Annotated in this window: 11 protein-coding genes; 7 read left to right on the top strand and 4 right to left on the bottom strand. The window is 60.9% G+C overall.

Features of this window, described 5'->3' with window-relative positions:
* Positions 1-13: 13 nt before the first annotated feature.
* From V6M87_RS14555 to V6M87_RS14580, 6 genes are read left to right on the top strand one after another with little or no spacing between them, the layout of a single operon-like run.
* Positions 14-1,237, top strand: a complete 1,224-nt coding sequence (locus V6M87_RS14555) for a type VI secretion system Vgr family protein (protein WP_332877367.1) — start codon at positions 14-16, stop codon at positions 1,235-1,237.
* 8 nt (positions 1,238-1,245) lie between these two features.
* Positions 1,246-3,063, top strand: coding sequence for a DUF2345 domain-containing protein (locus V6M87_RS14560; protein ID WP_332877496.1), 1,818 nt, complete (start codon positions 1,246-1,248; stop codon positions 3,061-3,063).
* Positions 3,060-4,535 (top strand): hypothetical protein, encoded by a 1,476-nt coding sequence (locus V6M87_RS14565; protein ID WP_332877368.1) that lies wholly within the window; start codon positions 3,060-3,062, stop codon positions 4,533-4,535. Before V6M87_RS14560 ends, V6M87_RS14565 begins: the two co-directional genes overlap by 4 nt.
* 2 nt (positions 4,536-4,537) lie before the next feature.
* Complete coding sequence (locus V6M87_RS14570; protein ID WP_332877369.1) at positions 4,538-5,551, top strand: PoNe immunity protein domain-containing protein; 1,014 nt, start codon at positions 4,538-4,540, stop codon at positions 5,549-5,551.
* Between the two features lie 27 nt (positions 5,552-5,578).
* The gene (locus V6M87_RS14575) at positions 5,579-6,634 is read left to right on the top strand and encodes a hypothetical protein (RefSeq protein ID WP_332877370.1); all 1,056 of its coding nucleotides are present in this window, start codon (positions 5,579-5,581) and stop codon (positions 6,632-6,634) included.
* Between the two features lies 1 nt (position 6,635).
* A complete protein-coding gene (locus V6M87_RS14580; protein WP_332877371.1) occupies positions 6,636-7,649 on the top strand; it encodes a PoNe immunity protein domain-containing protein in 1,014 nt (337 codons plus the stop codon).
* A gap of 241 nt (positions 7,650-7,890) precedes the next feature.
* On the opposite strand, the gene V6M87_RS14585 is transcribed toward V6M87_RS14580, so the two are convergent.
* Both V6M87_RS14585 and V6M87_RS14590 read right to left on the bottom strand, forming a co-directional pair.
* Positions 7,891-8,295: a hypothetical protein gene (locus tag V6M87_RS14585; RefSeq protein ID WP_332877372.1), complete on the bottom strand. Its 405-nt coding sequence runs from the start codon at positions 8,293-8,295 to the stop codon at positions 7,891-7,893.
* Between the two features lie 722 nt (positions 8,296-9,017).
* A complete protein-coding gene (locus tag V6M87_RS14590) occupies positions 9,018-11,894 on the bottom strand; it encodes an insulinase family protein (protein ID WP_332877373.1) in 2,877 nt (958 codons plus the stop codon).
* A gap of 118 nt (positions 11,895-12,012) precedes the next feature.
* Here V6M87_RS14590 and V6M87_RS14595 point away from each other — a divergent pair, with 118 nt between their 5' ends.
* Complete coding sequence (locus V6M87_RS14595; protein ID WP_332877374.1) at positions 12,013-12,651, top strand: HD domain-containing protein; 639 nt, start codon at positions 12,013-12,015, stop codon at positions 12,649-12,651.
* Here the strand turns inward: V6M87_RS14595 and V6M87_RS14600 are convergent.
* Positions 12,635-13,468, bottom strand: coding sequence for an alpha/beta fold hydrolase (locus V6M87_RS14600; RefSeq protein ID WP_332877375.1), 834 nt, complete (start codon positions 13,466-13,468; stop codon positions 12,635-12,637). The two genes, V6M87_RS14595 and V6M87_RS14600, sit on opposite strands and share 17 nt — an antisense overlap.
* A gap of 31 nt (positions 13,469-13,499) precedes the next feature.
* Positions 13,500-14,366, bottom strand: coding sequence for a hypothetical protein (locus V6M87_RS14605; RefSeq protein WP_332877376.1), 867 nt, complete (start codon positions 14,364-14,366; stop codon positions 13,500-13,502).
* Positions 14,367-14,482: the final 116 nt, after the last annotated feature.

The following is a 14,482-nucleotide window of genomic DNA, read 5'->3' on the forward strand; positions in this document are numbered from 1 at the left end:
TTGGAACGATGCCATGTCCCTGTCCGCCCTGTTCTCCAGTTACACCCAATCCACGCGCCTGCTGCGCCTGACCACGCCGCTGGGCGCCCACACCTTGCTGGCCGAAAGCGTGCATGGGGAGGAGGGTCTGGGTAGCGGCTTTCGCTTCACCATCACCGCCTTGTCGCTGGACGCCCACTTGTCGTTGCGCGACTTGATCGGCCAGCCGGCGCTGCTGGAACTGCTGACAAGCGACAACAGCTGCCGCCCCTTCCACGGCCACCTGACGATGGTCGAGCAGTCCGGCGCCAACGCTGGCCTGGCGCGCTACACCCTCACGCTGGAACCCTGGACGGCATTCCTGGCGCGCAACCGCGACAGCCGCGTGTTCCAATATAAAACCGTGCGCGAGATCCTCGACGCCGTGTTCAACGGCTGGCGCGCACAAGGCAAGCTGACACCCAGCTGGCGCTACGACCTGCTCGATGCATATCCGCAGCGCAGCCTGAGCACCCAGTACCAGGAGAGCGACTGGGCCTTCGCCGAGCGCTTGATGAGTGAGGTGGGCCTGTTCTACTGGTTCGAGCACACGCGCGAGCGGCACCGGCTGGTCATCGCCGACCACAACGGCGCCTTCAAGCCGAACCGGCAGCCAACCGTGCGCTTCACGCAGTCCGGAGCCGTCATGCGCGAAGACAGCATCGATCGCTGGCGCTGCACCGCGCGCCTGCTGACCAACGCGGTGCAACTGACCAGCTGGGACTACCGCACGCACAGCAGCCGCGAGGTCGGCGCCAGCCTGTACCCGGCCACACCGGAGATGATCTGCCGCGACGCGCCCGGCCAGTACGCCTACCCTGACCAGGAACAGGGCCAGCGCGCCGCCGAACGCCAGCTCGACGCAATCGGCACGCGCCGCACCACGTTTACGGGCGCCGGCACGGTGCGCCTGTGCGCGCCCGGCACCACTTTTACACTTGACGGTCACCCTGGCATGACGACACCTTCCTCGTCACGCGGGTGGTGCATGCCATGCGCAACAACCTCGATGCCGAGGTCCAGGCGCGGATCGCCGAATGCCTCGGGCCGGTCGATGCGGCGCCCATTTACCGCAACCGCATCGAGGCGATTGCCGCCACGGTGCGCTACCGGGCCGGTGGTTTGCTGCAGCCGCGACCGACGGTACGCGGCCAGCAAACGGCAATCGTGGTCGGCCCGAAGGACGCGGTGGTGCACACCGACCGCGACCACCGCGTGACGGTGCAGATGCACTGGCAACGCGAGATTGGCAACCAGAAGAGCCACAGCCGCCTGCCGCACCCGGTGCAGGATGACCACAGCGGCGCGCCCGCCAACGACAGCGCCGGCACCTGGGTGCGGGTTGCGACATCGCTGGCGCCGATTGCCGGTTCGAACTGGGGCGCGGTTGGCGTACCGCGCGTGGGCCAGGAAGTGCTGCTCGATTTCGTCGAGGGCAATATCGACCGCCCGGTCATCATCGGTGCCTTGTATAACAGTATCGGCAAGCCCGACGCGCCGCACAGTAAGGGCCACTACGGCGCCGGCGCCGCCACCGGCAACGCCCCAGCCTGGTTCCCCGGTGCGCGCGAAGGCAACGCCCACGCGGCCGTGCTGTCCGGTTTTAAGAGTCAGGCCATGGCGACGAGCCAGTGGGGCAGCGGCGCGTACAGCCAGCTTGTGTTTGACGACACGGCCGGCCAGGCCCGCATCTCGCTGCAGCGCCACGCGGTTGCACACCAGGGCACCGATGAACTGAACCTGGGCTATTTACGGCACCAGTGCGACAACCAGCGCCTGCAAACGGTGGGCCTTGGTGCGGAACTGAAGACGGAAAATAGCCTGGCTGTGCGCGCCGGGCGGGGCCTGCTGCTGGCGAGCGAACGTCAGGCGCAGGCGCAGATGGACGCGCGCGCGGCGCATGCGCAGTTGGAGACCAGCCGCCAGTTGCAGGAGACGCTGGCAGGCACGGCGCAGCAGCACAAGGCGGGCATCAAAGACAAGGATGGGGGCGCGGAACCGGCGCCTGCCGAACTGCCCGCGATTGCGCAGATGCAGCACAGCGCCGGGGTGCTCGACGCCGTCGACAACGCCGTGGCGGCGTGGAGCGAGCCGATGCTGCAGTTGTCGAGTCCTGCCGGGATCGTCGCGACGACGCCGGTGAATGCCGTCTTTGCTGCTGGGGCGACAACAAGTTTGAGTGCGGGGCAGACGGTCAACCTGGTGGCGCAGGGCAGCAGCGGGCATGCGGTGAAAGCGGGGATCGGCTTGTTCACCTACGGCAAAGGCGGGGACAGGAATGGCCTCGCCATGCATGCAGCCAGCGGCAAGGTCAGCAGCCAGAGCCAGTCGGGGGCGACGAGACTGACTGCAGACAAGGCGGTGACTGTGGCCAGCATCAACCAGTCGGTGTCGGTTGCGGCCAAGACGCATGTGCTGATGACGGCGCAGGGTGGCGCACTGAAAATCGAAGGCGGGAATATCACGCTGTCCTGCCCGGGGCAGATTGATTTCAAGGCCACGGTGAAGGAATTGGCCGGGCCGCGGACCAGCACCCCGACCTTGCCACACCTGCCCAGCGCGCTCGATCGCAGCAATTTCGTCGAACTGAACTACCGCTGGGATGACCTGCAACCGATGGTCGGCGCGCCCTACAAGGTGCTGTTCGACGACGGCACCAGCATCGAAGGAAAACTTGATGCCAAAGGCTACGCGCGCCTGGACGGCATGCCGGCCAAAGGCGCCGTCGTCACCTATGGCGAGGACGAACGCGACGCCACGCTGCGCCATCCGCGCGAAGCGAATGCGCTGTTCGGCGCCAGGGCGGCCGATGAGGACGAAGCCAGCGCGCTGATCGACGCCTACCTGGCGCAGGAAGATGCGCACGACCAGGACAATTATTTCCCGGATGAGATCGAGGCCATGGCCGATGGAGAATCGGTGCTCGACTACGATTTCCACTACGACGACTACCGCTACGCGAACGAGGAAAGCGCGGGCGACTTTACGGAGGAGAAGTCGTATCGCGCCATCCACGACCAGGACCAGGATCAGGAGCCATCATGACAGCGCTGACGAGTGCGACGCCCGCAGCCAGGGCCCTGCGCCAGGCCGACAGTGGCATCGGCCACTGGCTGTCCGACCTGGTCACCGGCGCCGGATCGTCGCCGTCGCACATCATCATCACCGGCATCCTGGGCGTGGTGCCCGGCGTCGGCCAGGCCATGGATGCACGCGATCTTGTGCTCGGCCTGATCGCGATTGCCAAATCGCCGGCCGCCATTGGCGGATGGGTGGAACTGGCCATCACCCTGATCGGCTGCGTGCCGGCAGTGGGCGATGCGCTCAAGGTGGGCTTCAAGCTCATGAAGCAGGGCCACAACTTTGGGCGGGTGCTGGAAGCCGTGTCCCCTGCCCTGCGCGGCAACGTGGAAAAGTTCATGCGCAAAGTCGACTGGACCATGCTGGCAGCCGAAAGCAAGGGGCTTTTCACGAAGACGGTGATGGCGTTCATCGAGGGTCTTGACAGCTGGGTCATGAAAGCGCTTGCCGGAGGCACGACCGTCAAGCAGCTTGTCGCCGAGCTGAAAGCGCTGCAACGGCGCGGGCCGCAGATGATCGATGCCGCGTTCGCCGAACTCAAGACCATGCACGCGAAGATGATGGGCCACGAACTGCCGGGCACGACCGCCGCCGCGGCCGCGACCAGCAGCAAATCGGCTGCTGCGCTGGCACGGCGCGAGGTGGAGGCAGCGCGCACACAGCGCCGGCTGCCGGCCAGCAAGAGCCGTGACATCAAGGCAAACCGCGTCACGCCGAATGCCACGAAGAACAGCGTCAAGAAGAAAGGCGCGCCCAAAGGGCGGCCGTCGGGCAGCGGCGTGCCGGCAGAACACATCACCGATTACCAGGTCAGGAAGAAGCATGCCAACTTCCGCGAGGCCAACAATGGCGGAAAGCTGATCGAAGAACACAGCCTGCCGCATAACGGCCTCGATCACCTGTGGTCGAACAAAACGCACGTGACCAAGCCATTCGTGGTGGGCGAAACGAAATCGAGCCTTTTCGATTCGTTCAAGCTGCTTGCTGCGCTGCCGAAGGAAATGCAGGAACAGTTCGCGGCGCTGCGGGCGGATGAGGCGGCCAATCCGACCCCCAATAATGGAAAGCCCAATATTTTCGAGAGTGATGGGCGGGATGCGCATGCAAACAAACGGGTTTCGGTTGGTTCGAGTCATTCTCATGATGATGCGGTACGCCGGGGAGTGAACAAGCCCAACGACGAAACGAAACTTGCGACCCAGATGAGCCATGCATGGATTTTAAAATGCATAGATCATGAGCGCAGTTTGACCGAATCGGGTTTATCCATCAAACAGCTAATCAAGGACTACCGGCAGGGCGAAATCCCATGTCCTTATCAACGGTGGATTTCTTTAGTCACCGGCCGCCAACTGCACATACATAAAAAATCCGGAGGTGCCGCGCACGAAGTGCAAATAATATTAAACCTTCCCGACAATATCTTGGATCGCTAAAAATGCTGAAAATCTTAGACCCCACAGAATTTAAAGAATTAAAGCGGGAAAAACTCCTTGATTATGCTTTGTATTCTAATGAGTCAACGGACGTGGCGGCAAGGATTGCCCGTGTTGGCGAAAGAATGACAGATAAAGAATGGATGTCCAAAAAAACTGCAGCTGAAGTCATGCGAATGACGCATGCGCGAGCGGAGTATGCTGCCGATTTTCTAACCCTCAGCTATTCAGCAGGCATTCCGGTAACCGAACTAAAAATTTTCTATCCAGATGTTCTGAACTACTGGGAAGCATATGCAAAGTATGCGAAAGCATTCGACGACAGTCCGGAATACCAAGGTTCTGAAGTAGCACATTTCGGCTTGCTCGGCGGTGATTTCGAAATGGTAAATCGTATCGCTTGCTTTGGCGTCTTACTTGGATGGACTAAATTTTTGCCGCGCCTGGCGTCGTTGCTGGACTATCGCAACCCAAAAATGGATGGCATGCTGGAACGCATGTTTCGGCCGTTTGTAACCGGTCGCCCCACGCCTCCCGACGAATGCACACGGCACCTTCCCTATTTCAAGACGCTGAAGATATTTCGCGCCGACCGAAAAGATCAAGCATCCATGATGGCACGGTACCTTGAAGAATGGTATTACGCCAGTCGTCGCGAACCCTACTACGATAGTCACAAGGGCGGTACCTCATTCAAGGGTTACTGGTCATGGGAAGCCGCAGCCATCACTTTTCTGTTGGACATAGATGACAGCAGCTATCGCGATGCGACTTTCTACCCGGCAGATTTGGTCGAATTCGCTCGCGCGCAGCGAAATAGCAGCTTGTCGAACGGCCTCGCAGCCGATGCGGCGGGAGAACTGCGTGCCAGGTCAGGTGACGCATGCCCGAGGCGAGGTTTGTGGGAATCCTTGACTGATCCAGTGGTGCGCAGAATTTTTGAACAAGGCAATGTAATGAGTAATCTTCACGCGTCATATGGCTTGACTGTCTGGATATACAAAGGCGATGCATAGTTTAAGGTTGCGGACGAGATCGAATCCATGCTCGACTACGATTTTCCTGCGACGACTACCAATACGCGAACACGCAAAGCGCGGGCCTTCGTCGACGGTCTCGACAGCTGGGTCATGCAGGCGCTTGCCGGCGGCACGACAGTCAAGCAGGTTGTCGCCGAGCTGAAAGCGCTGCAACGGCGCGGGCCGCAGATGATCGATGCCGCGTTCGCCGAACTCAAGACCATGCACGCGAAGATGATGGGCCACGAACTGCCGGGCACGACCGCCGCCGCGGCCGCGACCAGCAGCAAATCGGCTGCTGCGCTGGCACGGCGCGAGGTTGAGGCCGCCCGCACGCAGCGGCTGCTGCTGGCCAGCAAGAGCCGTGACATCAAGGCAAACCGCGTCACGCCGAATGCCACGAAGAACAGCGTCAAGAAGAAAGGCGCGCCTAAAGGGCGGCCGTCGGGCAGCGGCGTGCCGGCAGAACACATCACCGATTACCAGGTCAGGAAGAAGCATGCCAACTTCCGCAAGGCCAACAATGGCGGAAAGCTGATCGAAGAACACAGCCTGCCGCATAACGGCATCGATCACCTGTGGTCGAACAAAACGCACGTGACCAAGCCATTCGTGGTGGGCGAAACGAAATCGAGCCTTTTCGATTCGTTCAAGCTGCTTGCTGCGCTGCGGGCGGATGAGGCGGCCAATCCTACCCCCAATAATGGCAAGCCGAATATCTTTCAGAGCGAAGGGAGGGATGTACACGCGAACAGACGAGTTCCTGTTGGATCGACTCCCGCTCACGAAGATGCTGTACGCCGGGGAGTGAACAAGCCCAACGCCGAAACGAAACTTGCAACCCAAATGAGTCATGCCTGGATTGCTCAATGCATAAGGAAAGAAAAAAGTCTTACGGAAGCAGGCAGACTCCTGACGCAGCTGATCAAAGACTTTGAAGACGATCTTATTCCATGCCCATATCATAGATGGATTTCGTTAGTTACCGGCCGTCAGTTGGACAAACATCAAAAATCGAAAGGTGCTGTGCATGAAGTGCAAATAATCTTGTCTATTCCAGATGCCATCTTGGAGAAATGAAATGCTAAAAGCACTAAATCTGTCCGATTTTAAGGAACGTAAGCGTGAGCTGCTCCTTGATTATGCAACCTATGCTGCAGATGCTGCTGACTTGGCAACAAGGATTCTCGGCACGGATCAACGAATGACAGATACAGAATTGATGGCGACAAAAAGCGCCGCAGCAGCCATGAGAATGACCCGCGCACGAGCGCGATACGCCGCCGATCTGCTTACGCTCAGCTATTCCGCCGGCATCGTTACAGCTGATCTGAGGAGCTTCTATCCGGCAGTTCTAGGATACTGGGAAGAATTCGCAAAATACGATCGAGCATTCGACGAAAGCTCCGAATCTCAGGGCGCTGTGGTTGCACACTTTGGGTTACTTGGTGATGACTTCGAAATGGTAAATCGCATGACATGCTTGGGCATCCTGCTTGGTTGGACAGCATTGCTTCCTCGCCTTGCCTCGCTGCTCGACTACCGTAATCCAAGAATGGATGGCATGCTGGAACGCCTGTTCCAGCCGTTCGTCCCCGGTCGAGCAGCTGCACCGGACGAATGCACACGGCATCTTCCTTATTTCAAGACACTCAAAATATTTCGCGCGGACAGGAAAGATCAGGCACCGATGATGGCCCGGTATCTCGAACAGTGGTATCACGCCAGCCGCCGCGAGCCCTTTTACGATAGCCATAAACGCGACGCCGCGTTCATTGGCTATTGGTCTTGGGAAGCCGCCGCCATCACTTTTCTGTTAGACATCAATGACAGCAGCTATCGCGATGCGACGTTCTACCCTTCAGATTTGGTCGAATTCGCTCGCGTGCAGCGAAATCGCAGCTTATCGAACGTCCTCGCTACCGATGCTGTGGGCGAACTGCGTGCCAGGTCAGGTGACGCATGCCCGAGGCGAGGTTTGTGGGAATCCTTGACTGATCCAGTGGTGCGCAGAATTTTTGAACAAGGCAATGTGATGAGTAATCTTCACGCGTCATATGGCTTGACTGTCTGGATATACAAAGGCGAAGCATAGTTTTCGGTTGCGGACGAGATCGAATCCATGCTCAACTACGATTCTCCTGTAGCGACTCGTCGGATCATGTGCTCTTACTATTGCTCCGAAGGCAATGAAATTTTTAAGATTATCAGAAACAGTTCAAGCTTCACACTAACGTCGAATCTATTTCGATTTTTTATTGCAACCTAATGCTACTCAGGTGGTGCGTTTTCCACCTGTTGAAGTATTCGTAAAAATCAGAATGAAGAAAAATCCGCTAACTTTTTAGGGCCACTCCACCCATTGAGGCAAATCTAGGTTGGTATGAAAGAATTTGCTTCAATTCCCCAATTGAAAATAAAGCAAGGACAAATCCAGCCCCCCACAAAGGAAGTGTAAGCAAACAAAAAATTGGCAAAGCATAGCTCCTCTTCCAATAATACAATTTTCCGCTGCCCAGCTTAACTGCAATAATCAGTTTTCCAACTAGATATAAAGTAACTGGTTCGGGGCTGTTCAAGCCTCTTGATATATAGTCACCTAATGCTTGCGCCGTCCTGACTTTTATGAGAACTTCGTTACCAATTTCTATGGAGCTAAAATGAACAAATGATTTCCCCACTTGATTTCCAATGGTCTTGCCAGATCCGAGCATGCTTAAAGTTCCGCTAACCTCTCTCACAACCAACTCCTATAAAAGAAAAAACAATGGAATTCATAGTCTCCTCCCGGAAATGTAATGTCAGTTTCTGCATCTTGGCGGGAAGAGTCTGTTTGATGGTACCGGCGTTGCCCCTACATCAGTTAATCTGCATAATTGATCAACCTTAGCCTAACAGCAACATTATCCAACACATCGTCCAATTTGTGGCGTCAATTTTAAAATTTTTTTGATTACATCAGGGTAAAAAACTCATACTTTTCAAGTCCTTTAGCCTTAATATTGTCGAAGCATCCTTCGATTGCAGGACCCTCGTGCGCCATACATTGACCAGAGTAAGTTGCCTCTCAAATGCCTCAAGTTCAAGCCGTGTATGGTGTTCAGTCAGGTAGAGAGTCCGAGCCGCGTTTATGGTCTTCACCATGTCAGCACCCTTCACAACCAAGTGGATGATCTACTAGCTACCAATTACCCAACTTCAAGATAGGTTATCTGGAAGCAATTACACCGCTGTCGACCGGACCGATGATGGCGATCGCAGATTGGCCCTGCATTGAAATGACAACGCTTTGACATTCAGGAATATGCAGTCGTGCGCTCAGGGGGCGCTGATCAGTGACAGGTTCGCCCAGCGCGGGCAACATCAAACCAAATGATGCTGCCACTGCAACGACAGCGCAGGAAAATAATCGCGTCGGGCAATTAGATCGAAGTCCCGTTCCGGATTTGGCCGGTAGCCGCGCCTACGCCGCTGGCGTCGTCAACGCCGTCAAATCCACCAGCGCCAGCCCCGCCAGGTCGACGCTGCTGTCGCCAACAAACGCGACGCGACTGGCCGACGCCGGCACCAGCCACGTGCGTACTGCCGCCCGTATCTGGTCCAGCGTGCACGTCAGGATGCCAGTGCGGAACTGCTGGCGCACCGCCTCGTCGATGCCGCTGCGCTGCAACTGCCAGGCGCGCACCGCGCTGACGTACGGCGACATGGGCTTGTCCAGCCCCTTGATGACGCTGATGATGGCTTCCTCCAGCTGCTCGGCGCTGAACGCGTCGTTTTCCACAGCGGCCAGCGCGGCGTTGAAATCGGCGTAGGTGCCGGCCAGGCGCGGATCGCGGAAGGAACTCATGGAGAACATGCCGGCGTCGCCACTGTAGCTGGCAAAGCCGCCGTACGCCCCGCCCTGCTCGCGCAGCGCCTGGTGCAGCATGTTGGCGCCCATGAACTCGGCCGCCACGGCCAGCGCCGCGGCATCCGGATGGCCGATGCGCGGCGCGCGCCAGGCGATCACGCAGTGGTTGACCTGGCTGGTGGCGTGCAAGGCCAGGTTCACCGGCGCAGTGCTGCCCATGCTGCTCGCTGCCGGTGGCGCTGCGACCAGTGCGTCGGGCGTTGGTGTCAACATCCGCGCCAGTGCGGCGGCGTCGGCGCCGGCGCCCACGCACAGCCGGATCGGCTCCAGGCCGGTCACCAGCGCGTGCATGGCGACCAGGCGCGCGGCAATCTGCGCCAGGCCGTCGGCCGTCTGCGCCAGGGTTTGCAGGGCGCCATAAAACGGCAGCGATGGCACACCACTGATCGCGTTCTGGAAGTGACGCAGCGGCGACAGCGGCGCGCCAGCGGCCAGCAGCGCGTAATCGCGGCCGGCTTTCGCCAGGCCCGTAAATTTGCTTTGCACCAGGCGCTCGATCAAAAAGGCCAGGCGCGCGGTCTCGTCGAAGCGCGCGCCTTTGATACTGGTGGCCAGCACCTCGGCAATGGCCGCGTGTTCTTCGCGCAGCGCGCTGCTGGAGTACACCAGCTCGAGGCGCAGGCCACCGTCCTGCGTCAGCGACTGGTCCAGGCCGACGCGGAACGACGGCACCAGCGCCTGGCGCCAGGCGTCGGCGGCGGCGTAGTCCAGTTCGCCCACGCCCAAATCCGGCAACAGGTCCGCGTACAGGTCCAGCCACGGCCAGTCTGCCGGCGCGACGTGCGAGACGTCGACCAGCAGGCGCGCGTAGCTGATGCCGTTGGTGGGCACGTCGAAGCTTAGCGCGCCGTCCAGCAGCAAAGGCACGGCGGGCACCGGGCGCGGTTGCGGGCTGACGTCGCCGGGACGAATACGCGGCAGCAGCGTCTTGTCGACCGGCAGGGCCTGGTGGGCGGCCAGCGCCGCGCTGTCGGCTTCGATGCGGGCGCGCTCTGCAGCGGACAACTGCGCTTCCAGATTCGCCAGGCGCAGCTGCTCGGTGGCAGCGCGCGCGGTGAAGTAGTCGGCGTCCGGCATGACGCGGGTGGTCAGGCGGGTTGGATTATCGAGCAGCGCACGCACCAGAGTCTTGAAGAAGGCCGGGTCTTTGATGCGGGTGTCGAGCTGGGCCAGCGCGGCCTCGTTGTCGAAGGCGTGCATGACGTCACCGCCGTACAAGGCCAGCGGCAACGCCTGCAGCATGCGGCGCAGCATGAACGGCGTGCCGCCGCCCTCGGTATTTCTCTGCTGGTAGCGCAGGTCGCGCAGTGCGGCGCGCAAGGTTGCCTCGGGCACGCCCTCAAGGGCGGCGCGTTCGAGCGCGGCCAGGATCAGGTCGTGCGCGGGGCCCACCTGTTCCAGCGTGAGTCCTTCCATGCCGGCGTGGAAGACCATCTGGCGCATATTCGTGTCCTGGCCGTTCAGGCGCGACGGCCGCCCGAAACCGCTCGACTCCATCGCCGCGCGCAGGGGCGCCGCCGAATCGTTCAGCAGGCCCGCCGCCAGCAGGTGCGCCTCGTAGTAACCCATGGTGTCGGTCATCTCGCCCAGCAGCCAGGCCAGCTGCAGGCCGTGCTCGTCGTCTTTCGCCTGCTGCGACGGGATGCGCAGGTCCTGCTCGCGCGGGGCGCTCCAGCTGCCCGCCAGCGCCGGCGTGCGGCGCGGCGCCTGGCCGCTGCGGCGCGCCAGCACCTGGGACGCGATGCGTTCCTGGATGCTGGCCGCGTCGATCCGGCCGGCGCTCATGAATACCGCTTGCGACGGGTGGTAGTGACTGGCGTGGAAGTCGCGCAGCATGGCGTGACTTAATTCGGGGATGGCGAGCGGATCGCCGCCCGATGCCACTTCGTACGTGGTGCCGGCAAACAGGGGCGCGATGATCCCGTGGTGCAGCGCGTACATCGGGTCGGCAATGGCGCCCTTCATTTCATTGAACACGACGCCCTGGTAGGCCAGCTTGCCGCCGTCGAACACGTGGCGCCAGCCCTCCTGCAGGAAGTCAAGGTAGCTCAGCTGCGGGAAAAAGCTGGCGTCCAGGTAGACGTCGAGCAGGTTGAAAAAATCCTGGCGGTCGGTGGTGGCGAACGGGTACGCAGTGCGGTCGGCGTAGGTCATGGCGTTCATGAACGTCGCGGTCGAGCGGCGCAGCATCGAGAAGAACGGCGAGCGCACGGGAAAGCGCTCGGAGCCGGCCAGCGCCAGGTGTTCGAGAATGTGGGCGCGGCCATCGCTGGCGTCGGGCACGGTGGGAAAGGCGACCAGGAAAGCGATTTCGGCGTCGTCGTTGGCCATGTGGATGTGGCGCGCGCCCGATACCGGGTCGACGTACTGTTCGATCGTCGCCTGCAGGACGGGGACGTGGTGGCTGCTGCTTAGTTCAAATGCTTGCATAGGTGTTGGCCTCGGTGATTCAGTGCGCCCAGCGTACAGGAAATCGCCGGGGCGGGTCACGGCCCGGCGCGTTGTTTGGCAAAGTGCTAAGCTCGCGAAACGATTCGGAGGATGCTGCATGCTGCTTGAACGACAATGGGCCGACGCCTGGCACCGCCTCGGCCTGGCGGACAGCGACACGTGGCGCGACCGCCTCCTGGCCAGTTACGCCGAACCCGCCCGCCACTACCACACGCTACAGCACCTGGCCGAATGCCTCGCGCTGTGCGACGAATTCGCGCACCTGGCCGAACGGCCTGGTGAAGTGGCCATCGCCCTGTGGTTCCACGACGCCGTCTACCAGCCGCCGGCAAAAGACAATGAAGCGCGCAGCGCGGCCTGGGCTGGCGCGGCGCTTGGGGAAGCCGGCGCCGCGCGCGCTGTGATCGACCGGGTGCAGGCACTGGTCATGGCCACGGCGCGCCATGACGCACCCGGAGAAATCGACGCGGCGCTGGTGATCGACATCGACCTGGCGATTCTGGGCGCGAACCCGCACCGGTTTGCGCAATACGAAGCGCAGATACGGGCCGAGTATGGCGCGGTGCCGCCGCACCTGTTCCAGGACAAGCGGCGCGCCGTGCTCGCGCACTTCCTGGCCCGTCCCGCCCTCTACACCACCCCGGCCCTGCGGACACGGTTCGAATACCAGGCCCGCAAGAACCTGCAAGGGGCACTCGGCGCCTCACTGGTGACGGACGCTAACAAGCTTCGATGAACGCCAGGATGTCGGCGTTGATGACCTCCGCGTGCGTCGTCGGCATTCCGTGCGGGAAGCCGGCATAGGTCTTCAATACACCGTTGGGCAGCAAGGCCGCGGTCAGCGGGCCGGAGCTCGCATACGGCACGATCTGGTCGTCGTCACCATGCTGGACCAGCACCGGCAGCGTGATTTTTTTGAGGTCGTGCCTGAAATCGGTCTCCGAAAACGCGGCGATGCCGTCGTAGTGGGCGAGCGCCGCCCCCATCATGCCCTGGCGCCACCAGTTCTGGATGATGCCTTCGCTGGGCGTGGCACCGGGCCGGTTGTAGCCGTAGAACGGTCCCGCCGGCACATCGCGATAAAACTGCGCACGGTTGCTGGCGACCTGCTGCCGGAAGCCGTCGAACACGTCCTTCGGCAAGCCGCCCGGATTGTCGGGCGTTTGCAGCATCAGCGGCGGCACCGCGGCGATCAATACCGCTTTCGACGCGCGCGCCTGGCCGTGGCGCGCCAGGTAGCGCACCACTTCGCCGCCACCGGTGGAGTGGCCGACGTGGATGGCGCCGCCCAGGTCGAGGTGTTCGACCACGGCCAGCAGGTCGTCGGCGTAATGGTCCATGTCGTGGCTTGAACCGACCTGACTGGAACGCCCGTGGCCGCGCCGGTCGTGCGCGATGACGCGGTAGCCGCGCTCGAGGAAGTACAGCATCTGGGCGTCCCAGTCGTCGGCGGACAGCGGCCAGCCGTGCGAAAAGACGATCGGCGTGCCGTGCCCCCAATCCTTGTAGAAGATCTCGACGCCGTCACTGGTTTTAACCGTATTCGTAGTCATGAAATTACTCCTGTGGTTGGGTAAGGATGGTCTACGCGGCCTTCGGGCCGGTGCCGCGCAGGTGGGTGATTTTTTGCAGCATGTCGAACCAGAACGGCGAGCCGAACAGGGTCGATGAGGCGGTGATCGCCCAGCCGGCGGCCATCTGGGCAAATTCGCTGAAGTGGTAATTGGAGCCCAGCACGCCGCCCTGATAGGTGAACGGCGGGCGTTCCCAGCCGATCGGCAGGCTGGTGGCGGTCAGGTTATTGAGGGCGCTGTGCGCATCGAGCAGTTGCGTGGTGTCGATCTGGCGCATTAGCGCCGGATGTTCCCACAGCACCTTGAACAGGTGCAGCGCATCGATATTCATCAGCACAGCGAGAGCGAAACCCACAAGGAGTGCGCACCACTGCATGGTGCGCTTGTAGTTCCCGGACAGGCGGTCCATCGCGTTCTCGAACCAGTACGCGACTTCCGTCTCGAAGCGCTGGGCGTCGGCACCCGCGCGCCGGTACATATTGCGCAGGACGTCGCGCAACTGCCCCTCCGGCACGTGTTCGATGGCGGCCAGCAGATCGCCCGGCGTACCGGGATTGCCCGCTGCTGCCTGCAGCACCTCGATCAGCGCCACGGCAAACTGGCGCGGCTCGACATACGAGGGCAAGCCATGCAACTGCTCAAGCGCGGGCGCCCTGCCACTGCCGCCGGGATTGAGGCGGGCGTGGTTGTACAGGTCGAGCACCAGGCCGCTGCCAGTCGGGTCGTTCAGCAAGGTTTTCAGACCGCCCAGCAGATACTTGCCGCGCAATTTGAGGAAGGACGAGATGCCTTCGTTGACCGAGCTGACGATCAGGCTGACCGAGCAAAAACAAAAGGTCAGCCCGAGGGCCACTTCGAGGACGGTGCTGTCGAACATTGGGTAACCCTGTCAAATCATCATGCCGATGATTCTAAGGGCAGTTTACGGCTTCGACACGCGCATTTCAGCTATGCGGGATGCATCCCTATGAGCGCAATATGCGCGCGTCGAAA

Source organism: Massilia sp. S19_KUP03_FR1 (assembly GCF_036688685.1).
Lineage (GTDB): Bacteria > Pseudomonadota > Gammaproteobacteria > Burkholderiales > Burkholderiaceae_D > JALYUM01.